This is a genomic window from Pseudomonas sp. GW822-FHT02G04, assembly GCF_058802085.1.
Map to the genome: position 1 here is coordinate 198,036 of NZ_JBXANU010000007.1, position 22,947 is coordinate 220,982.

At 59.8% G+C, this 22,947-nt stretch carries 24 protein-coding genes, 1 pseudogene and 1 riboswitch; of the genes and pseudogenes, 11 read left to right on the top strand and 14 right to left on the bottom strand.

The annotated features are described in order from the left end of the window. Window positions 1-19: 19 nt before the first annotated feature. From AC1RO5_RS12630 to AC1RO5_RS12640, 3 genes are all read right to left on the bottom strand, one after another. Window positions 20-961, bottom strand: a complete 942-nt coding sequence (locus AC1RO5_RS12630; protein ID WP_493175196.1) for a MerR family transcriptional regulator — start codon at window positions 959-961, stop codon at window positions 20-22. After that, window positions 961-1,923, bottom strand: a complete 963-nt coding sequence (locus AC1RO5_RS12635) for a YbgA family protein (RefSeq protein ID WP_493175198.1) — start codon at window positions 1,921-1,923, stop codon at window positions 961-963. Before AC1RO5_RS12635 ends, AC1RO5_RS12630 begins: the two co-directional genes overlap by 1 nt. A gap of 155 nt (window positions 1,924-2,078) precedes the next feature. Next, window positions 2,079-3,065 (bottom strand): NAD(P)/FAD-dependent oxidoreductase, encoded by a 987-nt coding sequence (locus AC1RO5_RS12640; RefSeq protein WP_493175200.1) that lies wholly within the window; start codon window positions 3,063-3,065, stop codon window positions 2,079-2,081. Between the two features lie 196 nt (window positions 3,066-3,261). On the opposite strand from AC1RO5_RS12640, the gene AC1RO5_RS12645 reads away from it, so the two are divergent. Together AC1RO5_RS12645 and hemH are read left to right on the top strand one after the other, a co-directional pair. After that, a complete protein-coding gene (locus AC1RO5_RS12645) occupies window positions 3,262-4,164 on the top strand; it encodes a TIGR01777 family oxidoreductase (protein ID WP_493175202.1) in 903 nt (300 codons plus the stop codon). A 13-nt stretch (window positions 4,165-4,177) separates the two neighbouring features. After that, on the top strand, window positions 4,178-5,200 hold the full coding sequence (gene hemH, locus AC1RO5_RS12650; RefSeq protein ID WP_493175204.1) for a ferrochelatase: 1,023 nt from the start codon (window positions 4,178-4,180) through the stop codon (window positions 5,198-5,200). A 160-nt stretch (window positions 5,201-5,360) separates the two neighbouring features. On the opposite strand, the gene AC1RO5_RS12655 is transcribed toward hemH, so the two are convergent. Next, complete coding sequence (locus AC1RO5_RS12655; RefSeq protein WP_493175206.1) at window positions 5,361-6,635, bottom strand: uracil-xanthine permease family protein; 1,275 nt, start codon at window positions 6,633-6,635, stop codon at window positions 5,361-5,363. 2 nt (window positions 6,636-6,637) lie between these two features. Next, a complete protein-coding gene (upp, locus tag AC1RO5_RS12660; RefSeq protein ID WP_007939777.1) occupies window positions 6,638-7,276 on the bottom strand; it encodes a uracil phosphoribosyltransferase in 639 nt (212 codons plus the stop codon). Between the two features lie 176 nt (window positions 7,277-7,452). Between upp and AC1RO5_RS12665 the strand changes: the two genes are divergently transcribed. After that, window positions 7,453-8,010, top strand: coding sequence for a hypoxanthine-guanine phosphoribosyltransferase (locus AC1RO5_RS12665; protein WP_007939779.1), 558 nt, complete (start codon window positions 7,453-7,455; stop codon window positions 8,008-8,010). 34 nt (window positions 8,011-8,044) lie between these two features. On the opposite strand, the gene dauA is transcribed toward AC1RO5_RS12665, so the two are convergent. Then, entirely contained in the window at window positions 8,045-9,766 is a 1,722-nt protein-coding gene (gene dauA / locus AC1RO5_RS12670; RefSeq protein WP_493175208.1) for a C4-dicarboxylic acid transporter DauA, read from the bottom strand. A gap of 151 nt (window positions 9,767-9,917) precedes the next feature. On the opposite strand from dauA, the gene AC1RO5_RS12675 reads away from it, so the two are divergent. After that, a complete protein-coding gene (locus tag AC1RO5_RS12675) occupies window positions 9,918-10,403 on the top strand; it encodes a hypothetical protein (RefSeq protein WP_493175210.1) in 486 nt (161 codons plus the stop codon). A gap of 63 nt (window positions 10,404-10,466) precedes the next feature. After that, the gene (locus AC1RO5_RS12680) at window positions 10,467-10,754 is read left to right on the top strand and encodes a PA4642 family protein (RefSeq protein ID WP_007939783.1); all 288 of its coding nucleotides are present in this window, start codon (window positions 10,467-10,469) and stop codon (window positions 10,752-10,754) included. Window positions 10,755-10,954: 200 nt separating this feature from the next. Here AC1RO5_RS12680 and mqo read toward each other — a convergent pair whose 3' ends face one another. Together mqo and AC1RO5_RS12690 are read right to left on the bottom strand one after the other, a co-directional pair. Further along, window positions 10,955-12,463, bottom strand: coding sequence for a malate dehydrogenase (quinone) (gene mqo, locus AC1RO5_RS12685; protein ID WP_493175212.1), 1,509 nt, complete (start codon window positions 12,461-12,463; stop codon window positions 10,955-10,957). Between the two features lie 741 nt (window positions 12,464-13,204). Next, the gene (locus tag AC1RO5_RS12690) at window positions 13,205-13,438 is read right to left on the bottom strand and encodes a hypothetical protein (RefSeq protein ID WP_493175214.1); all 234 of its coding nucleotides are present in this window, start codon (window positions 13,436-13,438) and stop codon (window positions 13,205-13,207) included. A gap of 207 nt (window positions 13,439-13,645) precedes the next feature. Between AC1RO5_RS12690 and AC1RO5_RS12695 the strand changes: the two genes are divergently transcribed. After that, window positions 13,646-14,230, top strand: a complete 585-nt coding sequence (locus AC1RO5_RS12695; protein ID WP_007939787.1) for a YajG family lipoprotein — start codon at window positions 13,646-13,648, stop codon at window positions 14,228-14,230. Window positions 14,231-14,306: 76 nt separating this feature from the next. Here the strand turns inward: AC1RO5_RS12695 and AC1RO5_RS12700 are convergent, their stop codons facing one another. After that, window positions 14,307-14,513, bottom strand: a complete 207-nt coding sequence (locus AC1RO5_RS12700; RefSeq protein ID WP_018929592.1) for a hypothetical protein — start codon at window positions 14,511-14,513, stop codon at window positions 14,307-14,309. Window positions 14,514-14,707: 194 nt separating this feature from the next. Here AC1RO5_RS12700 and AC1RO5_RS12705 point away from each other — a divergent pair, with 194 nt between their 5' ends. Beyond that, window positions 14,708-14,986 carry a hypothetical protein gene (locus AC1RO5_RS12705; RefSeq protein ID WP_493175216.1) on the top strand — a complete coding sequence of 93 codons (279 nt, stop codon included), beginning with the start codon at window positions 14,708-14,710 and terminating at the stop codon, window positions 14,984-14,986. 230 nt (window positions 14,987-15,216) lie between these two features. Here AC1RO5_RS12705 and AC1RO5_RS12710 read toward each other — a convergent pair whose 3' ends face one another. Then, window positions 15,217-16,383, bottom strand: coding sequence for a 1-acyl-sn-glycerol-3-phosphate acyltransferase (locus tag AC1RO5_RS12710; RefSeq protein WP_305411171.1), 1,167 nt, complete (start codon window positions 16,381-16,383; stop codon window positions 15,217-15,219). A gap of 138 nt (window positions 16,384-16,521) precedes the next feature. Here AC1RO5_RS12710 and AC1RO5_RS12715 point away from each other — a divergent pair, with 138 nt between their 5' ends. Genes AC1RO5_RS12715 through AC1RO5_RS12725 form a run of 3 tightly spaced genes read left to right on the top strand, consistent with a single transcriptional unit; the run spans window position 16,522 to window position 17,633 of the window. Further along, window positions 16,522-16,704, top strand: a complete 183-nt coding sequence (locus AC1RO5_RS12715) for a CPXCG motif-containing cysteine-rich protein (protein ID WP_493175218.1) — start codon at window positions 16,522-16,524, stop codon at window positions 16,702-16,704. Between the two features lie 9 nt (window positions 16,705-16,713). Next, the gene (locus tag AC1RO5_RS12720) at window positions 16,714-16,974 is read left to right on the top strand and encodes a putative signal transducing protein (protein ID WP_493175220.1); all 261 of its coding nucleotides are present in this window, start codon (window positions 16,714-16,716) and stop codon (window positions 16,972-16,974) included. Window positions 16,975-17,009: 35 nt separating this feature from the next. Next, window positions 17,010-17,633 carry an SOS response-associated peptidase gene (locus AC1RO5_RS12725; protein ID WP_493175222.1) on the top strand — a complete coding sequence of 208 codons (624 nt, stop codon included), beginning with the start codon at window positions 17,010-17,012 and terminating at the stop codon, window positions 17,631-17,633. Window positions 17,634-17,778: 145 nt separating this feature from the next. Here AC1RO5_RS12725 and AC1RO5_RS12730 read toward each other — a convergent pair whose 3' ends face one another. Continuing rightward, window positions 17,779-18,621, bottom strand: a complete 843-nt coding sequence (locus AC1RO5_RS12730) for a methyl-accepting chemotaxis protein (RefSeq protein ID WP_493175243.1) — start codon at window positions 18,619-18,621, stop codon at window positions 17,779-17,781. Between the two features lie 12 nt (window positions 18,622-18,633). Then, window positions 18,634-19,920, bottom strand: a pseudogene (locus AC1RO5_RS12735) (methyl-accepting chemotaxis protein); the annotation flags it as partial. Between the two features lie 274 nt (window positions 19,921-20,194). Between AC1RO5_RS12735 and AC1RO5_RS12740 the strand changes: the two are divergent. After that, a complete protein-coding gene (locus AC1RO5_RS12740) occupies window positions 20,195-21,010 on the top strand; it encodes a M48 family metallopeptidase (RefSeq protein ID WP_493175224.1) in 816 nt (271 codons plus the stop codon). Window positions 21,011-21,065: 55 nt separating this feature from the next. Here AC1RO5_RS12740 and AC1RO5_RS12745 read toward each other — a convergent pair whose 3' ends face one another. After that, window positions 21,066-21,650: a TMEM165/GDT1 family protein gene (locus tag AC1RO5_RS12745; RefSeq protein WP_026286682.1), complete on the bottom strand. Its 585-nt coding sequence runs from the start codon at window positions 21,648-21,650 to the stop codon at window positions 21,066-21,068. 91 nt (window positions 21,651-21,741) lie between these two features. Then, window positions 21,742-21,866: riboswitch (yybP-ykoY riboswitch) on the bottom strand. A 51-nt stretch (window positions 21,867-21,917) separates the two neighbouring features. Continuing rightward, complete coding sequence (locus AC1RO5_RS12750) at window positions 21,918-22,916, bottom strand: methyltransferase (RefSeq protein ID WP_493175226.1); 999 nt, start codon at window positions 22,914-22,916, stop codon at window positions 21,918-21,920. Between the last annotated feature and the right edge of the window lie 31 nt (window positions 22,917-22,947).

Below are 22,947 nucleotides of genomic sequence, written 5' to 3' on the forward strand. Positions count from 1 at the left end.
ATTCATCAAAAAAACGCCATTAAATGAGCCCGCGCTGAATCAGGTCCAGATGGGCCGATAACGGGTTATCAGCCAGGATCAAATCAGCAATGGCGGTGTTTTTTGCGGACAAATCGGCGTGGTGGATGCACACCGTTGGTCCGGCGATCATTTTTGGGCAACTGACGCCATTCAAAAGTTTCGACAATTTTGAAAGATTCATGGCTTTGCTGGAATACAGCAGTACGCCGCGGGCTTGCAGGTGATCGACCGCCAGCGTCAGTTCGCCGGCCGGGAGTGGCCAGTCGAAAACTTCCACCGGGCAATCGGTGCTGCTGATCAGCCAGGCGGTGAGCCATAGATGAGGTTCCAGTGGCAGGTCCGAGTGATTGATCAGCAGCAGCGGCGCGGTGCGTAACTGACGGTTGTTGTGGTAAATCCTCGCGCCGAATTTGCTGCGCAGCCAGGAATAGACAAACACCCGTTCCATTTGCGCGCCGAACTGGCCTTGCCAGCGTTGCTCCAGTTCCGCCAGCAATGGCATCAACAGGTGTTCACACAAGGTGCGTGGCGGATACAGCGCCATCGCCTGGTTCACGGTGTCATCGAGGGTGCGTTCGGCCAGTTGGGTAATTGCTTGCAGCAGTGTCTGGCGTAGCACCAGCCAATCGTTTCCGACGGGCTCGGTCAGTACCTGAGGCGTGTCGAGCAGTTGCTTGACCTGACCGACCGCCACGCCGCGATTGAGCCAGGTGAGGATCGTCAGGATTCGTTGAACGTGTTCGGCACAGAACAGCCGATGTCCCTTGGGAGTGCGCTGAGGCACGATCAGCCCATAGCGCCGTTCCCAGGCGCGCAAGGTGACGGCGTTGACCCCGGTCTGCCGGGCCACTTCACGGATGGGCAGCCAGCCTGCGTCCAGGGCCTTTTTGAAGTCGGTGCCGAGGTCTTCGCTGGCACTGGTGTCCGGTGGGGGTTTCATTAGATTGCGTTTCGCAGGCTGAGGTTTTCCGGGTGCGGTTGCAGGTAAACCTGTTGCGCAATGTACGGATCCGGGTGTTGGCGAAAGTAGTGTTTGAGCAACGTCAGCGGTACCACCAGTGGCACGATGCCGTGACGATACTGGCCGATGACGTGCTGCACTTCCTGTTTGTCTTCAGTGCTGATGGCCTGTTTGAGGTAGCCGCTGAGGTGTTGCAGGACGTTAGTGTGGGTGCGGCGCGTGGCGCATTTTCTCAAGGCCGCCATCAGTTCGCTGAAATAGCGCGGGCCGATGACTTCAGGGGCGGTCCGGCCCATGTTGCCGAGCAGGTTGCCCAGGGTTTTGTATTGCACCGGGTTGTGGGCCATTAACAGGTATTTGTAGCGCGAGTGAAAATCCGTGAGGCCGCGCCGGGTCAGGCCGGTTTGCAGCAACTGCTGCCAGGCGCTGTAGGCGAATACGCGGGTAAGGAAGTTTTCCCGCAGCACCGGATCGTTGAGCCGACCTTCTTCCTCCACCGGCAAATCGGGATGCAGCGCGCAGAAGGTCCGGGCGTAAATGCCACGGCTACCGCCCTCCACCGGCGCGCCGTTGGCGCGGTAGACCTTGACCCGCTCCAGACCGCACGAAGGGGATTTCTGCATAAAGATATAGCCGCAGATGTCGCCCAGTTCCAATGCCATTTTCTGAGCGTACTCGGCCAGCGACCGGGTGACGTTGTTTTCAGGGTTGACCGTGCCGACCGCCTGCGGATGTTCGGGGTTGCCGATCAGGCGAATCGGTTCGCGAGGGATACCCAGGCCGATGGCAACTTCCGGGCACACCGGGACGAAATCGAAATAATCAGAAAGGATGCGGCTGCACAGCCGTGACGTCTTGTGCCCGCCGTTGTAGCGCACCTCGGCCCCCATCAGGCAGGCGCTGATGGCGATTTTGGGTGGAGTCGCTGATTGTGCAGGCATCGGAGCACCTCGAATCCAGACTTGTACGGATTATTAAATCTGTACAACATCTGTTCATCATAGATTCAAAGGTGTACAAGTCAATTTTTCTGTACAAGTTTTTTTGCCGGGCTGCTGTCCATATCGACAGCAGCAATGTGCTCGAATCGACGCGGTCACTGCAGGTGTTCGTGCAGACGGCGGGCCGCTTCCTGGCCACTGAGCCAGGCGCCTTCGACACGGCCCGACAGGCACCAGTCGCCGCATACATACAAGCCCAGATCAGCGTCGGCCAGAGCACCCCATTCATGGCTGCTGGCCGGCCGGGCGTAAAGCCAGCGGTGAGCGAGGCTGAAGGTCGGTGCAGGCATGGCGTCGTGCAGCAGTTCTGCAAAGGCACCATGCAACTGCTCGATCACCGCTTCCTTGGACAGATCTATATGCTGCCGGCTCCACGCACTGGTGGCGTGCAGCACCCACGTGTCGAGGGTGTTGTCGCGTCCCGGTTTGCTACGGTTGCGCGCCAGCCAGTCGAGGGGGCTGTCCTGCACGAAGCAGCCTTCGATCGGGGTATCCAGTGGCGTGTCGAAAGCCAGGGCGACCGCCCAGGTCGGCTCCATTTTTACCCCGGCGGCGGCCCCGGCGAGTTTCGGCGCGGCGGGCAGCAGTGCGGTCGCCTGAGGGGCTGGCGTGGCAATCACCACATGACTGAACGGCCCGTGGGTGAAGCCTTCGGCGTCTTGCAGATGCCAGTGCTCTTCACCGCGATAGACCTCGGTGATCCGGCAGCTGAATTGCACTTCCAGGTCACCGAGCAGCGCACGGGTGATGGCGCTCATGCGCGGCGTGCCGACCCAGCGTGTCTGTTCGTCCGGCGAGGGGCTGAGCTGACCACCGTGGAAGGTATAGAGCTGCGGCGTCCATACGGCGACCCAGCCGTTGGCTTGCCAGCGCTGGACTTCGGTGACGAAGCGACGGTCGCGGGCAGTGAAATATTGCGCGCCCATGTCCAGAGCACCCGCATCGCTGCGCTTGCTTGACATGCGTCCGCCACTGCCGCGGCTTTTATCGAACAGATGAACGACATGCCCGGCCTCCGTAAGGGCCTGGGCTGCTGAGAGTCCGGCGATGCCGGTGCCGATGATTGCGATAGGTACAGTCATAGGGGCCTCGTTTGCCTTTCTGTACAGACTACGCCGTGGTTCAAACCTGTACAATATTGTTTTTTGGTATAACTTTTAGCGTTCTCGTTCTGAGAGCTTGGCCTATTGTTAAACACAGAACCTGCCCGATACCAAAGATCCCTGCTTATAAAAATAGACTAGTGATCCGGGTAAAACGCCACGCGAGGAAGATGTCATGCACATATTGCTGACCGGCGGTACTGGTTTGATAGGACGTCAGCTCTGCCGACACTGGTTGAGTCAGGGACATCACCTCACGGTCTGGAGTCGCACGCCCGCAAAGGTCGCCAAAATCTGTGGCACTCAGGTACGGGGAATCGCACGGCTTGAGGATTTTGGGCCAGAACCGGTGGATGCGGTCATCAACCTTGCGGGTGCACCGATCGCCGATCGGCTCTGGACCCACAAACGCAAAGCGCTGTTGTGGAGCAGCCGGATCACCCTGACCGAAACCCTGTTGGCCTGGCTCGAAAGTCGAGAGCAGAAACCGCAGGTGCTGATCTCCGGCTCAGCGATCGGTTGGTACGGCGACGGCGGCGAGCGGGAGTTGACCGAGAAATCGCCACCGGTCATCGATGATTTCGCCAGCCAGTTGTGCATCGCCTGGGAAGAAACCGCGCAACGTGCCGACGCCTTGGGCATTCGCGTGGTTCTCATCCGTACCGGGTTGGTGTTGTCCGCCGAGGGCGGCTTTTTGTCGCGGCTGTTGTTGCCGTTCAAGCTGGGGCTGGGCGGGCCGCTCGGCACCGGTCGGCAGTGGATGTCGTGGATTCATATCGAAGATCAAATCGCCCTGATTGATTTTCTTCTGCATCGCAATGAGGCCAGCGGTCCCTATAATGCCTGCGCGCCCAAGCCGGTGCGCAATCGCGAATTCGCCAAAACGTTGGGTGACGTGTTGCATCGTCCGGCGTTCATGCCGATGCCGACTCTCGTCTTGAAGGTCGGCCTGGGCGAGTTGTCATTGTTGTTGCTGGGGGGGCAGAAGGCTATGCCGGCTCGCTTGCTGGAAGCGGGTTTTGCTTTCCGGTTCACTGATTTGCGTGCGGCATTGGACGATCTGTCCGGCCGCCTCTGAAATAGGACGTTGCATGACCGATCACGCGTTGCTTCTGGTCAACCTGGGTTCACCTGCTTCCACCTCGGTGGCGGATGTGCGCAGTTACCTCAATCAATTTCTGATGGACCCGTACGTGATCGACCTGCCGTGGCCGGTGCGACGTTTGCTGGTGTCGTTGATTCTGATCAAGCGCCCGGAGCAATCGGCCCACGCCTACGCGTCAATCTGGTGGGAGGAGGGCTCGCCTCTGGTGGTGCTCAGCCGTCGCCTGCAACAGGCGATGACCCGGCAGTGGGCTCACGGACCTGTTGAGCTGGCGATGCGGTACGGTGAGCCGTCCATTGAGTCCGCGCTGGTGCGGCTGGCTGCCCAGGGGCATAAGAAAGTGACCCTGGCACCGCTCTATCCGCAATTCGCCGACAGCACCGTGACCACGGTGATCGAAGAAGCCAAGCGCGTGGTGCGCGATAAAAAGCTCGACGTGCAGTTCTCGGTTCTTCAGCCGTTCTACGATCAGCCGGAATACCTCGATGCGTTGGTGGCCAGTGCCAGGCCTTATCTGCAACAGGATTTCGATCACCTGCTGCTGAGCTTCCACGGTTTACCGGAGCGTCACCTGAAGAAGCTCAATCCGGGGCACAGCTTCGAGGGTGGCGGCGATTGCTGCGCCGGTGCGCCGCCGGAAGTGGTCGCGACCTGTTACCGCGGTCAGTGCCTGCGCACGGCCGCAGAGTTTGCCAAACGTGTGGGCATACCGGACGGCAAGTGGTCGGTATCGTTTCAGTCGCGTCTGGGCCGGGCCAAGTGGATCGAACCCTACACTGAAGCTCGCCTCGACGAGTTGGCCAAAAGCGGCGTGAAGAAAGTCCTGGTGATGTGCCCGGCGTTCGTTGCCGATTGCATCGAGACGCTGGAAGAGATCGGTGATCGTGGGAAGGAGCAATTCCGCGAAGCGGGAGGGGAGGAGTTGGTGCTGGTGCCTTGCCTTAACGATGAGCCGCAGTGGGCCAAGGCGTTGAGTACCTTGTGCGAAAGGGCACCGTTGGCTTTGTAGGACATACATTGAAGTGAAGGCAGGCTTGTTGTGGCGAGGGAGCTTGCTCCCGCTGGATCGCGAAGCGGCCCCAAAATCTTTGCAGTCAATGAAGATTTTGTGAGTGCTGCGCACTCAAGCGGGAGCAAGCTCCCTCGCCACAGAGGATTGAGTCGCCTGCTTACAACAACGGCTCATCCGCCTTCTTGTGCTTCCAGCTGTCATTGCCCGGCAGCAACAGGTTCAGCGCAATCGCCACCACCGCGCACAGCGCGATGCCTTTGAGGCCGAAATCGTTCTGGCCGGTACCGGTGCCGACCAGCATGCCGCCAATTCCGAACACCAGCGTCACCGAGACAATCACCAGATTGCGTGCTTCGCCCAGGTCGATCTTGTGGCGAATCATGGTGTTCATCCCCACCGCGGCAATCGAACCGAACAACAGGCAGAGAATCCCGCCCATCACCGGCACCGGGATGCTTTGCAGCAGCGCGCCGAACTTGCCGATGAACGCCAGGCTGATGGCGAAGATCGCCGCCCAGGTCATGATTTTCGGGTTGTAGTTTTTGGTCAGCATCACCGCGCCAGTCACTTCGGCGTAAGTGGTGTTGGGTGGGCCGCCGAACAGACCGGCCGCGGTGGTGGCAATGCCATCGCCGAGCAGGGTGCGGTGCAGACCGGGCTTTTTCAGGTAGTCGCGACCGGTCACGCTACCCACGGCAATCACGCCACCGATGTGCTCAATGGCCGGGGCCAGGGCCACCGGAACGATGAACAGAATCGCCTGCCAGTTGAATTCCGGCGCGGTGAAGTGTGGAATCGCGAACCACGGTGCCACGGCAATCTTCGCGGTATCGACCACGCCGAAGTAGAACGCCATGGCAAAACCCACCAGCACACCGGAGATGATCGGCACCAGGCGGAAAATACCTTTGCCGAACACCGCGACGATCAGGGTGGTCAGCAGCGCCGGCATCGAAATCATCATCGCCGTCTGGTAATGAATCAGCTCAGTGCCGTCGCCCGCCTTGCCCATCGCCATGTTGGCGGCAATCGGCGCCATGGCCAGGCCGATGGAGATGATCACCGGGCCAATCACCACCGGAGGCAGCAAACGGTCGATAAACCCGGTGCCTTTGATCTTCACCGCAAGGCCGAGGAAGGTGTAGACGAACCCGGCCGCCATCACACCGCCCATGGTCGCCGCCAGGCCGAACTGACCCTTGGCGAGAATGATCGGGGTGATGAAGGCGAAGCTCGACGCCAGGAATACCGGCACCTGACGCCCGGTGACGATCTGGAACAGGATCGTCCCTAAGCCTGCGGTGAACAGCGCCACGTTCGGGTCGAGACCGGTAATCAGCGGCATCAACACCAGGGCGCCGAAGGCCACGAACAGCATCTGCGCGCCGGACAGTACCGTGCGCCAGAGCGGATCGTTGAACTCTTGCTGCATGGTCACGCGTCCTTCTGCTTGGTGCCGAAGATCTTGTCACCGGCATCGCCCAAGCCTGGGATGATGTAACCGTGTTCGTTCAGTTTCTGGTCAATGGAAGCGGTGTAGATGGTCACGTCCGGGTGAGCCTTCTCCACAGCGGCGATACCTTCAGGAGCGGCCACCAGGACCATTGCGCGGATGTCCTTGCAGCCGGCCTTCTTCAGCAAATCGATGGTGGCGACCATCGAGCCGCCGGTGGCGAGCATCGGGTCGATGATCATCGCCAGGCGCTCGTCGATTTCCGGTACCAGTTTTTCCAGGTAGGTGTGGGCTTCGAGGGTTTCCTCGTTTCGGGCCACGCCCACGGCGCTGACTTTGGCGCCCGGAATAAGGCTCAGCACGCCTTCGAGCATGCCGATACCGGCACGCAGGATCGGCACCACGGTAATTTTCTTGCCGGCGATTTTCTCGACCGACACCGTGCCGCACCAGCCTTCGATGTCGTAGCTTTCCAGCGGCAGGTCTTTGGTGGCTTCATAGGTCAGCAGGGCGCCGACTTCCTGAGCGAGCTCACGGAAATTCTTCGTGCTGATGTCGGCGCGGCGCATAAGGCCAAGTTTATGACGGATCAGCGGATGGCGGATCTCACGGATGGGCATGGGGAATGGCTCCGGCGGCGGGCAAAAAAACCGGCCTAGATTAATCTATCCGAGGGTGTTGTCCTATAGACATACAGTACGTTAGTCCACAAACGCTTGATCTGGCCGTGCGGGATGCGTACCTTTGCCCGCTTTTCCGAATCCGTCCCTCCCCCTCAAACCCCTTGGAGAGCGCCATGTCCGCTGATCTCGAGCATATCCGTCAAATCATGCGAGAGGCTGACTGCCTGTACACCGAAGCTGAAGTCGAGGCGGCCATCGCCCGCGTCGGTGCACATATCAACGAACAACTGGCTGAAAGCAATCCGGTGGTGTTCTGTGTGATGAACGGCGGCCTGATTTTCGCCGGCAAGCTGCTCACCCATCTGCAATTCCCGCTGGAAGCGTCCTACCTGCACGCCACCCGCTATCGCAACGAAACCAGCGGCGGCGAGCTGTTCTGGAAAGCCAAGCCGGAAGTTTCGTTCATCGACCGTGACGTGCTGATCATCGACGACATCCTCGATGAAGGTCACACCCTGGGCGCGATCATCGATTTCTGCAAACACGCCGGCGCCCGCAAAGTGCACACCGCCGTGCTGATCGACAAGGACCACGACCGCAAGGCTCGCCCGGACCTGAAAGCCGATTTCGTCGGCCTGCCGTGCATTGACCGTTACATCTTCGGTTACGGCATGGACTACAAAGGCTACTGGCGTAACGCGAACGGGATTTTTGCCGTTAAAGGCCTGTAAGCAGGTGCGTGCGCAGTTCGCTTGAGCTGCGCGCTCAGTCCTGCTCGACGAGCCAGCGTTCGCTTTTGCGTCGAGCCTGTTCCAGGTTGTTCACGTAAGCCAACTGACGCTGCTCCCGATGGATGCCCGCGCGCCTGAGTTTCAGGCGCACGCGCGCAGCCGTCCCGACCAGAATCAGGCCGATGCCGTCGGTGCGGTAATCCCTGAGGATATTGTCGAAGGCTGCCAACGCCGTCATGTCCAGCATGGGCACGGCACTCATCTCGACAATCACCACTTTGACCTCCGGGCTGAATTTGCGCAGCACGCCAAGGGCTTTTTCCGCCGCACCGAAAAACAACGGCCCACGTATCGCATAGCAGCGAACATGCTCCGGCAAATCCTGTAAGGCTTGATGGAACTCTCGAGGCAATTCGGCGGTGTCCGTGAGGTCGCTCATGCGTTTGACGAACAACCCGGCGGCCAGCAACAGCCCAACGGCAACGGCCAGCACCATGTCGAACAGCACTGTCAGGCTCAGACAGGTCAGCAAGACCAACACGTCGCTGCGTGGTGCGATGCGTAAGGTGTGCACGACATGCCGAGCCTCGCTCATGTTCCACGCCACCATCACAAGCAATGCCGCCAGTGCGGCCATCGGCAAGTAGCTGAACAGCGGGGCGAGGACGAGTATCGCCAGCAGCACCACCGCGCTGTGGATAATTGCCGCCAATGGCGAAAACGCCCCGCTGCGCACGTTGGTGGCGCTGCGGGCAATCGCCGCGGTGGCGGTAATGCCGCCGAACAGCGGTGCGACCAGGTTACCAATGCCTTGCCCCAGGAGTTCGGCGTTGGGGTCATGTTTGCTGCCCGTCATGCCATCGGCCACCACCGCACACAACAATGATTCGATGGCACCGAGCATGGCAATGGCGAACGCTGGCGCCATTAATTGGCGGATCAGGTCGTAAGACAAATGCAGCGGCTGACCATTGGGACCCGGCAGATTCCAAGGCCAGTCGAAGCTCGGCAGAAACGGCGGAATGCCGGGGTGGCTGACGCCATCGACGATATAGCTGAAGCGCTCGCCCAGCGTCGCAATCGGTAACCCGCCGCTTTCCAGCGCCAGCCCCAACATTGCGCCGACGGCCAGTGCCACCAGATGCCCCGGAACCCTTGGCACAAACCGCGGCCAGACGATCAGAACCGCCAGGCACATAACACCGATGATCCCGTCCCCCAGACGGGCGCTGGGCAACGCCTGGAGCAGTGCACCTAATTGCTCGATGTAATGTTCGGCATGCCCGGTGGTACTCAGGCCCAGCAAATCCTTTAGTTGGAGTGTGGCGATGACAATGCCGATCCCGGCGGTAAAGCCCAGGGTCACCGGATAAGGAATGTACTGAATCAGCCGTCCGGCCCGAATCAGCCCCAAGGCAATCAGGATTGCCCCGGCAAGCATGGTGCAAAGCAGCAGGCCACCCAGACCATATTGTTGGGTGATCGGCAGCAGTATCACCACGAACGCGGCTGTCGGCCCGCTGACATTGAAGCGCGAGCCTCCCGTCAGGGCGATCAGCGGGGCCGCGATCAGCACCGTATACAAACCCTGCTGGGGCGCTACTCCCACCGCAATCGCCAAGGCCATGGCCAGGGGAATGGCGATAATCCCTACCGTCACCCCAGCACTGATGTCGCCGCGCAAGCGCCTGAGGCTATAACCTGCACGCAGAGTTTGACGCCAAGCGGCAAATAACGGAGGAATGGAGAATGACATGGGGGCTCCACAGTAGACGGCGCGCCGTCGAAATAGGGCTGAAGGCTCTTTCAGTATGCCCAGCCTTGTCGTCGAGAGTATTGATCTGGATCGGTTATTCGCCCGATTGATCATCATGCTAGAGTGCTCGGCCTCGCCCCCGGAGCCTGTCATGAGCCTTTTGATTCGCAGCTGTGCCGCCCTGTTGCTGACCCTCAGCCTGCCCCTGGCCGCTGCCCCGGCGCCGATGCATGGGCAGTTCCTGCCGCCGGACGACCTGACCCTGCGTGAAGCCGAACCCGAACAGCAACAACTGTTGCAGGTCACCGAGTATTCGGTGGTGATCGGCAGTCAGCGCCAGTCCAATCAACAGCCGATCCCGGTCACCTCACCGTTGCTGATCCGCCTCAAGGGCAAACCCTTGAACAAGGGCGCGACCATCAGCCAGGTGCTGGTCAACTTCGATGGCGAGAGCAAAAGCCTGAAAAAACCGATCTACGACGAAAAAAGCAAAACCCTGACCCTCTATTACCCGCTGGCCCAGTACCGCGTGGTGATCGACTTGCTGCGCAACGACACGGTGTATTGCCAGTTTCTGAGTTACGCCAACGGCCATATCTGGGCCGATCTGCACACCGGTAGCGTTCGTCCGCGTTGAGCCCGGCATCAAGGCAGGGGTAAACTGCCCGCCCCGTGAAATGTCTGCGAGCTGGAGTCGGCAATGCGTAAAGATAAGAAGCAAGTGATTGGTGACGAGATCGGCGATGCGCAGATCAAACTGTTCCTCGATTTCGAGCCGGTCGACGCCACTTCACCGTCGCTGCACAAACTGATCAAGGCGTACCGCGGCCTGCGCATCGATGACTTCGAGCGTTTTCTGACGTTCTTTGTCGAAGCCGGCTACGATCTGGACGGCAAGGATGAGCACGGCAATAACTTCGTGGCCCTGATTCAGGATCAGCGCAACGCGGCCGAGTACATCGAACTGATCGACAAGGCTCGCGGTTAACGTCAGGCACCCGGCATCTGTGGCGAGGGAGCTTGCTCCCGCTTGAGTGCGCAGCACTCACAAAATCTCCGGAGTTCACAGAGTTTTGGGGCCGCTTCGCAGCCCAGCGGGAGCAAGCTCCCTCGCCACAAGATTGTTTCACTGCACACAAAAAAACGCCCCGTTCTCAATGAGGACGGGGCGTTTTTTATGCGGCTGAATCAAGCGTAGCTTTGGGTTTCGCTGCTTGCTTCAACCAGTTCCAGCGCGACGTTGTTCTGCGCATTGATCTTGCGATACAGCGCAGCGTCGGTTTCCAGGACTTTTTCCCGAGCCGGGAAGATTTCCTTGAGCTTGGTGGCCCACTCGCCAGTGGCTTTGGCCGGGAAGCAGCGTTCGATCAGTTCCAGCATGATCGAGACGGTCACCGAAGCGCCAGGGGAGGCGCCGAGCAGGGCTGCAAGAGAACCGTCCTTGGCCGCGACCAGTTCGGTACCGAACTGCAAAACGCCGCCTTTCTTCGGGTCTTTCTTGATGATCTGCACCCGTTGGCCGGCCACTTCCAGGCGCCAGTCTTCGGCTTTCGCTTCAGGGTAGAAGCGACGCAGGGATTCCAGGCGCTGCTCCATCGACTGCATCACTTCGCTGACCAGGTACTTGGTCAGGTCCATGTTGTTTTTGGCCACGGCCAGCATTGGGCCGATGTTGCCGGCGCGGACCGACATCGGCAGGTCCATGAACGAACCGTGCTTGAGGAACTTGGTGGTGAAACCGGCATAAGGTCCGAACAGCAGGGACTTCTTGCCATCGACCACACGAGTGTCCAGGTGCGGCACGGACATCGGTGGCGAACCCACTGCGGCCTGGCTGTAAACCTTGGCTTGGTGGTGCTTGACCACTTCCGGGTTGTCGCAACGCAGCCACTGACCGCTGATCGGGAAGCCGCCGAAGCCTTTGCTTTCTTCGATGCCCGAAGCTTGCAGCAGCGGCAGTGCCGCGCCGCCGGCGCCGAGGAAGACGAACTTGGCGTCGACTTCACGGGTGTTGCCGCTGTTGACGTCCTTGATGCTGACGGTCCAGCCGCCGTTGCTACGCTTCAGGCCGGTGACGCGCTTGCAGTACTTGACCTGGGCATCGGGTGCGCTGGTCAGGTGCTTGAGCAGTTGGTTGGTCAGGGCGCCGAAGTTGACGTCGGTGCCGTTCATCACGCGGGTGGCGGCGAGGACTTCGTCGGACGGACGACCTGGCATCATCAGCGGCATCCACTCGGCCATCCTGGCCTTGTCTTCGGTGTATTCCATGTCGGCGAAGGCGTGATGCTTGCTCAGCAGCTTGAAGCGTTCCTTGAGGAAGGACACGCCGTTGTCGCCCTGCACGAAGCTCAGGTGCGGCACCGGGCTGATGAACGATTTGCACGAACCGAAGGTGCCTTTCTTGGTCAGGTAGGACCAGAACTGCTTCGACACCTCGAACTGGGTGTTGATGTGCACGGCTTTCTTGATGTCGACGGTGCCGTCAGCGGCCTGCGGCGTGTAGTTCAGCTCGCACAGCCCGGCGTGACCGGTACCGGCGTTGTTCCACGGATTGGAACTCTCCGCGGCACCGGAATCCATCAGCTCGACGACTTCCAGCTTGATCGCGGGGTCGAGCTCTTTGAGCAGTACCGCAAGGGTGGCACTCATGATGCCGGCCCCAACCAGTACTACGTCGACTGCTTCGTTATGCGCCATTTAACGCGTCTCCAAAATCTGCAGCACCAAATTGTCGGCATAGCTGCCAGGAGTGACGGGGCGTGTCAGTGATGCCCCAGGTACCCATGGCCAGGATCGCCATGTCCGAATCTTCGCAATTTTTCGCAACTTCGACGGATGCATGCGGCCTGGCTTCAAGAGTCACATGAACTCATTTCGGCGCGCGGCTGGCAATTCGACTTATGGTCGAGACATCCGTTTGTGCAACCAAATCCGTAGCGGACAGGCTTCAGGCTCCGGTGTTCGAGGAGTACTCGGTCCTGTGTCGTTGGGCTGTTGTAGACGCTAATGGTGCATGTTCAGACGCAAAACTATTCATTTGCTCGCCACACTCTTGTGAAGTTGTGAAAACCCGTTTTTTTCACGCTCTTTTGAAGACGTGAACCTCAAAAAAGGGCTGTCCCAGCCTGGCACCGCGCCCGGATGGATTGCCGCCATGGGGTGCATGGGCGGCAAAAACGGGCAAACAGCTCAGTGACCGAGCGTTATGACAGCTCTGCAGATTCGCGAAAAGTGGGGGTTTTGCTTGAGAAACAGCAAGCGCGCCAGCTTCACTCGATCTGTGTGGGCGGCTCTCTGTGGGCGGTTCTGGGTGTCAATACCGAGGCATTGAACGATGCTGCGAGGCCCGATCAGGAGACGTCCTTATAATCGGGGGGAGATTGTAACGAAGAAACGCAGGGAAATGGTCGTGTTTAATGACTTTTATTAGGCGTCCGGTCAGGTGGTCAGCAGTTGCTGCGCACGTGCACGTGGCTGGTGCTGGCTGACAAGGGCGCTGGCGGGCAGGGGATGGTGCAGCCAGTTGAGGCGAATTTCTTCGATTTCGACCCAGCCATCGCCCATGGGCTGGAGGCTGCATTGCTTGAAGGCCTGGCAGTGGCCGTTGTGGTCGAGCAGGGCGAAACTGCGGTGCAGCGGGCGTGGCGCGAACAGGGAAATGAGAAAACGCATGGCAACGTACCTTTTGGGGTGACTGTCATAAAGGTTGTCAGCGAGCGGTGACGTGCATGTGTCCGGGTGGTGACAAATGTGTGACAGGAACCGCGCTGCGCCGGGTTTGTCAGAGATTTCAGTAATCGTTGCGCGAAGCTAGTTCGCCGCAGTGGCGCACCGCTATACTGCGGGCATTGTTAGTTGCCTGATTCTGGAGAGAAGAGCATGTTGCAACGCCTGTTGTTCGGTTTGATCACTGTGACCAGTTTGACCCTCGTTGGCTGCGCCCACAGCCCGCAACAACTGAACCCGGAACCCAAGCTGACGGCTCAGTTGGCGCCGATCGGCCATGGTCAGCCAGTGGTGGTGCGTGTGGTGGACGGTCGTCCATCGCCAACCCTGGGGACCCGTGGCGGTCTGTACCCGGAGACCAGTGCGATCACGGTGCAGGGCGCGCAGATTCTGCCGAAGCTGCAGGCTCAGGCTGAGGCGGCTGTGCGGTTGCTGGGCTTTACGCCGACGGCCAATGCGCTGAATGCGCCGCAATTGACGGTGACCCTGGCCGAGCTGAAGTATCAGTCGCCCAAAGAAGGTTTGTATGTGACTGAAGCAACAATTGGCGCGACGTTCCGTTCGGATGTGCAGAATGCCAACCGTCGCTACAGCGGTCGCTACGGCGCGTCGCTGGATCAGCGTTTTGGCATGGCGCCGAATCAGGAAACCAATACCAAGCTGGTCAGTGATGTGCTGAGTGATGCGTTGACCCGCTTGTTCAAGGATCCGACGATTGGTCAGGTGCTTGGCGAGTAAGGTTTTGCGGCTTGTTTAAAGAACCCGGTGTCAGTGATGACGCCGGGTTTTTTTGTGTCTGCTGCTACAAAGGAAATCAAGCCGCTTGCGAATAGAAGTCCAGAACACTCACCCCGGTCAGCAAATCCGTCTCCGGCAAATCCGCATGTTGATGCCCGCCCAACGCGCAATACACCAGCCAATGTCGGTCCTGTACGTTGAAGGCGAGGCTGCCGACTAAGGTTTGTTGTTCGTCGCTTTGGGCAATGAGGTAAAGACGATCCTGGTTTTCGGCGTGGAGCATGACGCGGTCCGTGTCGGTTTCGAGGGGCGACAGACTGGCGGATTCAGATGACGGCGCCGTGACACAGGACAGCTATCGGTCAAATGGTTTCGTTATTTGTCGGAAAGCCGGGGCAGGCCGGAGCGCTTTCGGTAGAATTCGCGCCGCGGTCGTCGGTTGGGCGTCTGCCACACTGGTTCTGCCTGAGGTTTGTGATGTCGCTGCAATTGATTTCGCTCTTTACCGCTCATCCCGCCAAATTGATCAACCTGCTGGCCTTGCTGTTCGCCTGCCCGGGCGGCTGGTTGCTGCACGCCACCCGTCGTCGTGAACAACGCGCGATGGCCAGTATCGAAGCCCAGCGCCAGAGCAGACCCAACGAAGAGCCAATGCTCGATTGGGCCACCTTGCGCATGAACCGGTTTTTCTATCGATTCGGTTTTGCCTGTCTTGGGATGGCGCTGCTGGTGTCGTGGGTCAGCACTCGGGTCTGAAGTCCTGACACAAGACCCTGTGGCGAGGGAGCTTGCTCCCGCTCGGCTGCGCAGCAGTCGTAAAGTCAATGCTCGCAGTGTGTCTGACACAGTGGGGATGGCTGCTTTTGGGGCCGCTTCGCAACCCAGCGGGAGCAAGCTCCCTCGCCACAGTTACAGTGACTGACCTACTGCATCAAGACAAACAAAAACGGCGCCCGAAGGCGCCGTTGTCGTATCCAGCCATTACCCTACAGAGGCAACCCGGCCTTGACCCGATACTGATTACGCACCGGCGTCGCATATTGCAGCACCAGGAACGGACGATGCTCCTCAGGGCAAGCCTCCAGCCGACGCTGCCATTCTTCCTGAGCCTTGGCCAGTTCATCTGCCGCAAACAGCTCGGCCGCTTTCGGCACCTGCAATTGCGGATCGGCGTCTTTCCACTGCGCATACGCCAGGTAATGCACCGGGAATAACCGGTAACCGCCCAGAATCTGTTTGTCCATTTCGATCGCCAGTTGCTTGGTGTCTTCAAACAGTTCGGTGATCGGCGCGGCGAAGTTCACGTGGACCCGGCCTTTGTAACCGGTGATGCCCTTGGCGATGCTCACGTCATCCTCGCCCGGCGCCTTGGTGTAGGTGCCGGTGGTGGCGCGGATGTACAGCTCGCGGGCCTTGGCCTGGTCGCAGGGGTCGTATTCGTAGCTGATCGACACCGGGGTAAGGTTCAGCGAACGGATGACCTCGCCGAACGGCTCGTCCTTGCGGCTCATGTGGAACATCTTGAGGATCGCCGACTCGGTGCGGTCGTCGCCGTCCTTGGCCCGGCCTTCAGCCTGAGCAATCCAGATCGAGGCGCAATCGTTGCGGATCGAGTGGTTGATGTAGGCCGACAGCAATTGATACGCCGCCATTTTCTCGCGACGACCGGTGATCGAACGGTGCACGATGAAGCTCTTGTTCAAGCGCATCAAATCGCTGACGAAGGGCTTTTGCAGCAGGTTGTCGCCAATGGCGATGCGCGGGGTCGGCAGGCCGGCGTGGTACACGGCGTAGTTGACGAAGGCCGGGTCCATCACGATGTCGCGGTGATTGGCGATGAACAGGTAGGCACTGCCGGACTTGAATTGCTCCACGCCGGTGTAGGTCACCCCGTCCGTGGCGCGCTCGATGGTGTGGTCGACGTAAAACTCGACTTTGTCCTGCAACGTGGCCACCGACGTGACGTCGGCGAACTCACGGCGCAGCCGATGCGCTATAAGAGGTTTGAGCATCCAGCCGAATGCACCGGCAAAACGCGGGAAGCGGAAGTGGGTGAGGATATCTAGAAACGCCTTGTCGCCGAGCAGCCGTGCCAGCACTGCTGGGACTTCGCTGTCGTCGTAAGGTCGGATGGCATCGAATTCGCCCATCATGCTCTCTTGTTAGAAACGGCTAGGGTAAGTAAAGGTTGTGATCGAAAACCAACGGGGCACGGTCTGAAAGGTAGTCAGACAAAAATAGCCCTGCAAATAGACCGGCGATTATACGCACAAGTCACCTGGGAGACCGCGATGCTGGAAACTGCGCTGTACGAATGTCCGTATTGTGGTGAAGAGGTGGAAACGACTGTGGACCTGTCCGGAGGCGATCAGACCTATATCGAGGACTGTCAGGTGTGTTGTCGGCCGATCACGTTTGTGTTGCAGGTTGCTGGCGAGGAATGGCATCTCGAAGTGTTCAGCGAAAACGAGTGAGGGGCGTGTATGCAGCGCATTTACGAGCCGGAAAACCTGATGGAAGGCGAATTACTGCTGAGCATGCTCGCCAGTGAAGGCATCGAGGCGCATCTGGTGGGCCGGGATTTGATCGGCGGCACCGGGGAATTACCGATATTCGGCCTGCTGGGTTTATCGGTCGATAACGACCAGGCGCAATACGCGCGGGAGCTGATCGCCGCGTACAATGCCGCGCTGCCGCTGTCCGGCGATGAACCGGACAGCTTTCCCGGCACGCTGGTCTGTTAGGCTGACGTTCGTTTGATCAAGAGTCGTATTGCCCCATGTGTGGACGTTATGCCCTGTTTCGCTGGAACCGCGACTTCGCGGCCCTGCCTGGATTTCCCGCCGATCAGCAGGCCCAGTGGAATATTTCACCCAACGATTCGGTGTTGATGCTGCGTGCCGGTGCAGACGGGCAGCGTGAGTTGGCCCGCGCCCGCTGGGGCCTGACGCCGCCGTGGCTGACCGATCTTTCGCGCACACCGGCCCATGCCCGTGCCGAAACCGTTGCCGAACAGCCGATGTTTCGTGAAGCCTTACGCCTGCGTCGTTGCCTGCTGCCGGCCAATGGTTTTTACGAGTGGCGTGGCACTACGCGCAAACGTCCGTACTGGCTGACGCCGGGGGAGGGTTCGACGCTGTACTTCGCGGCGATCTGGGAGGCGTATCCGGTACAGGAACAGGTATGGCTGAGCACGGCAGTGATCACCCAACCTGCCTCCAGTCAGCGTCGGCCGTTGATTCTCGATGCGGCGGGGCAGGAAGCCTGGCTCAACCCCGAAACCCCGTTGCATGCCTTGCAGGCGCTGCTGGCCAGCGAACCCGCGGCGTTGCGTGAGCGGGTGCTGGCGAACATGGTGAATGATCCGAAGCTCAATGGACCGGAGTGTTTGACCCCGGGCTAAGTGATGCCTTGGCTTTTAATGATCGTCCCCACGCTCTGCGTGGGAATGAATCCCGTGACGCTCTGCGTCACAGTGGCCGCGGAGCGTCCATGGCTGCATTCCCACGCAGAGCGTGGGGACGATCAATCGCAGCCTTCGGCAGCTCCTACACCTTGAATTGATTGATCAACCGCCGCTGCTGTTCCGCCAACTTGGTCAAATCCGCACTGGCCGCGCTCGATTCATCCGCGCCACCGGCCACTTCATTGGCCACTTGCCCGATGTTGATCACGTTGCGGTTGATGTCGTCGGCCACCGCGCTCTGTTCCTCGGCGGCGCTGGCGATCTGGGTGTTCATGTCGTTGATCACCGACACCGCCTGCGTAATGGTTTCCAGCGCTTCGGCCGCTTTCGCTGCGTGCTGCACGCTTTCGTCGGTACGGTTCTGACTGTCTTCCATGACCCGCACCACATCGCGGGTGCCTTGTTGCAATTGCTGGATCATGGTCTGGATTTCTTCCGTGGCCTTCTGGGTTTTCTGCGCCAGGTTGCGCACTTCATCGGCCACTACTGCAAATCCCCGGCCCTGTTCACCGGCGCGCGCCGCTTCGATGGCCGCATTCAAGGCCAGCAGGTTGGTCTGCTCGGCGATGCCGCGAATGGCCGTCAGGATCGCGTTGATGTTTTCGCTGTCCTTGGCCAGGGTCTGCACCACGCCGACGGCTTTGCCGATTTCGATGGCCAGCATACCAATCGAATTCGACGTATCCCGGACGATTTGCATGCCTTGCGCCGCTGCCTGATCCGCATGGCTGGCAGCTTGCGCGGCCTGAGTGGCGTTGCGCGCCACGTCCTGGGCGGTGGCGGTCATTTCGTGTACGGCGGTGGCGACCTGATCGATCTCGGCCATTTGTTTGTGCACACCGATGTTGGTGCGAATGGCGATGTCGGCGGTGTGTTCCGACGAGTCGCTGACGCTCTGCACCGACGTCACCACTTGCGTAATCATCGCCTGCAACTTGGCCAGGAAGGTGTTGAAGCCCTTGGCGATCGAGCCCAGTTCGTCGCTGCGGTCGCTGGTCAGACGGCGGGTCAGGTCGCCTTCACCCTGGGCGATGTCATCGAGCATGGTCACCATCTGCTTCAGCGGCCGGGCAATGCCGTGGCCCACCAGCCAGATCACCAACAAACCAATGCCGGCGATCAGCAGGCCGACCATGGCCATGCCAAAGGTGTCGGACTTGCGCTGTGCGTCCAGGTCACCTTGAAGTTTTTGCAGGTCGGCCATCACCGCGTTCAGCGGCAGTTGCAGCATCAAGGTCCAGCGGGCGTCGGTCTGGCCGATGCCGAAGGGCAGGTACAACTCGATCCGGCCCTGGGCCTTGTCGACGGTGTAGGTGACTTCGCCGCGCTTGAGATTGGCCATGTTGGCAATCTGTTTGCTGTCGAGGATGTCGCTGACTTTTTCGCCGAATTTGCTCGGGTCTTTGGTGTAGGCGACGATCCGGCCATTACCGCCGATCAGGGCCATTTCCCCGGCGCCGCTGTACAGTTTCTGATTCGCCCCCAAGAGCATTTCCTGGATGAAGTTCACTGACAGGTCGGCGCCGACGATGCCCTGGAAGGCGCCGTTGAGCATGATCGGTTCAATGAAGGAAGCGAGCATGACGATTTTGTCGCCGACCTTGTAGGGTGCCGGATCGATCACGCAGGCTTTTTTGGTTTCCTTGGAGCACAGGTAGTACTCGCTGGCGCGCACGCCGGTGGACAGGGTTTTCTGGTCGTCGACGTCCACCAGTTTGTCCAGGCCCAGGCTGCCGTCTTCGTTACGGAACCACCATGGCAGAAAGCGCCCGTTGCTGGCGTCGATGCCGACCACTTTGGTGTCGACGTAGGCCGCATCGTTGTGGTCGAGGGCGTTTTTTTCCCAACCGATGTAGGTGCCGAGAATCTTCGGGTTCCGGGCGACGTTTTCCTTGATCAGGCTGATCAGTTGCTCACGGCTCAGGCTCAGTTGCGGCTGGCCGTCGGCGCCCGGTGTGCCGATCAATGCGTTGACCCGCACCAGACCGCCGGCAATCAGCAGCGGCGCTTCGAGTTCGCGCTGGATCTGGCTGACCTGGGTTTGCGCCAGCGATGTCAGGCGCTGTTCGATGACTTGCTCGAACTGCGCCTGAGTCCGTTGCTGGACCATGTCTTGGGTCCGGGCGCCGGAAAACAGCGCGTACAGCACCAGGGCTGCGACAACGCTGAGCACAATGGCGCCGGCCAGGGCGGCAACGGAAAACTGGATCGACTTGAATTTCATGGGTGCTCCGCACGCAAGAGGACGTCTGCAGAGCTGTATCGGCACTGGGGCGGTGGGGCATGAGCCAGGTGTAACGAATTGGCTGTTTTAGAGTGCTGGATGTCGTAAATGAATCATTGCTGAGCGTGATTGGCCGGGGCGGACGCTGTTGTGTGAATTTTTTCCTACGGTGATCGGGGCTTTGTCTGAAATGTACGTGCTACACGTCCGTTGTATCTGGCGCCGATACAAATCCCCACCTAGGATACGCGGCATGTTTCCAGGGAGCTTCTTGATGAGTAAGACATTGGTTTTGTGTGCACTGAGCGCAAGTCTGCTGCTCGCCGGTTGTCAGTCGGTCAACACCACCAACGGTGGCGCCGTGGGCGTTGAGCGCAAGCAGTACATGTTCAGCATGTTGTCGACTTCCGAGGTCAACCAGATGTACGCCCAGTCTTATCAACAGACTATCGGGGAGGCGAGCACCAAAGGCGTGCTGGACAAATCCAGTAACGACGCCAAGCGCGTCCAGGCGATCTCCAATCGCCTGATTGCCCAGGCACCCGTGTTCCGTCCGGATTCGGCGCAGTGGCAATGGGAAGTGAACCTGATCAAGAGCGACGAGCTGAATGCCTCCTGTGGGCCTGGTGGCAAGATCATTTTCTACACCGGGCTGATCGACACCCTGCATCTCACTGACGACGAAATCGCCGCCATTATCGGCCATGAAATCGCTCACGCCTTGCGCGAGCACGGTCGTGAAGCGATGTCCAAGGCTTACGGTATCGAAATGGCCAAGCAGGGCGCCGGTGCGTTGCTCGGTCTGGGGCAGGACAGCCTGGCCCTGGCGGACACCGTGGCCAAATACGGCATGACCTTGCCCAACAGTCGCGAGAACGAAAACGAAGCCGACTTGATCGGCCTCGAGCTGGCCGCCCGCGCCGGTTACAACCCGAACTCTGCGATCACCCTGTGGAACAAAATGAGCAAAGCCTCGGAAGGCGCGCCGCCAGAGTTCTTGAGCACTCACCCGGCGTCGGCCAGCCGGATTGCGTCGTTGCAGGCGGCGATTCCGAAAGTCATGCCGTTGTACGAGAAGGCCCGGAAGTAGTCATGCGGTGAGTGATCGTTCCCACGCAGAGCGTGGGAGCGATCGGGTTGTCGTCTCAGACCCAGCCACTGCTCTGCATCGCCTTGTACACCGCGACAATCGCCAAAATGAAGAACGCCGACGCTGCCAAGCGACGGATCAGGGTCAGTGGCAGTTTTTCCGCGGCAAAGTTACCCGCCAGTACCACCGGCACGTTGGCAATCAACATCCCGGCGGTGGTGCCGAGGATCACCAGCCACAGATCCGGGTATTGCGCGGCGAGCATTACGGTCGCGACCTGGGTCTTGTCGCCCATCTCCGCGAGGAAGAACGCAATCAGCGTGGTCAGGAACGGCCCGAATTTTCGGGCGGTGCTGGCTTCGTCTTCGTCCATTTTATCCGGCACCAGGGTCCACAGCGCGGTGGCGGCGAAGCTCGCGGCGAGGATCCAGTGCAGCGTCGCATTCGAGAAGAAACTGCCAAACCAGGCACCTACTGCACCGGCTGCCGCGTGGTTGGCCAGGGTCGCGGCGACGATGCCGGCAATGATCGGCCAGGGTTTGCGAAAGCGTGCCGCGAGAATGAGCGCGAGCAGTTGCGTCTTGTCGCCGATTTCGGCCAAGGCAACGATTGCAGTGGGAACGAGTAGAGAGTCCAGCATCATCAGGGTTTTCCTAAGGGGCGGGTCGACACGGCTATGACACGTACAGCCTTCCCGCCCCGGGTAAGGTGTTCGTGTCATAGGTCTTGTCAAACCCTGCGATCCGTCTGGTGCGGACGCTTGGGTCGCATACGCCATGGTCTGAGGACCAAGTATGTTGACGTATGCCGGACGAGCATGGCGCTCGTGGGAGACTACTCCCCTAGGACGGAGCGGATTCTGCCTAGGCAAATCCGATTGGGCAAGCCCTCTTTTGCAAAAGCGTTTTTAGCCGCGCTTGGCCCGGTAGATTCGGAAACCCTGGCCTTCAGCCTTGATTGCACACACGCCCAAGTGCTCTTCGATCAGTGGCTGATACTTCAGGAAACTATTCGCTACCAAGCGCAGTTCGCCGCCGTTTTTCAGATGTTTAGCCGCTTTTCGCAGCAAGTTCTCTGTGGCGAAGTAGTCGGTGTGTACGCCGACATGGAACGGTGGATTGCTCAGAATCGCACTCAAACCCATGGGCGCGGCATCGATGCCGTCACCGGTCATCACCTCCGCTTCCAGACCGTTGGCGGCCAGGGTCAGGCGACTGCTGGCGGCGGCAAACGCGTCGACATCGAGCAGAGTGACCTGGTTGTGCGGGTAACGCCGCTTGACCGCCGCCCCCAATACGCCTGCGCCGCAACCGAAGTCCAGCAGGTGGCCGCTGGGCAGTTTGTCCAGATGTTCCAGCAGCAGGGCGCTGCCACGATCCAGTCGACCGTGGCTGAATACGCCCGGCAGGCTGATGACTTTCAACGGCCCTTCGGCCAATGGCAGTTCATAGGTCTGGGCCAGGCTTTCCAGCGATTTGGCTTCTGGCGCATTGGCCACGGTGACCTGCCAGAGCTGGCAATGCCGTGCACTGTCGAGCTTGCGTGGTTTACCGAAGGGGTTCAGCTGCTTGGCCGCGCCTTCGATGCCGCTGCGTTTTTCGCCGACCAGATACAACTCACGACCGGCCAGACGAGAGGCGAGGGCGTTGAGGAGATAGTCGGTCAGGTCCTTGGACTTGGGCAGAAACACCACGGCGCTGTCGAATTCGCGCTCGGGCGCATTCACGCCAAAATGGCTGCGCTCGGCGAAACGGGCGTCCAGTGCTGCTTGATCGCCGGCGTGCCAGCACCAGCCGTGGGCATCGGGCAAGCGACCCAGCAAGTCGTCGGCGGGCAAACCGGCCAGTAGCACCGAACCCTGGAACAACTCGGGCTGACGAAGCAGTACTTCACTGCGCGGATCCATACTCTGCTCCTTGAAAAAAAGTGCCGCAGTT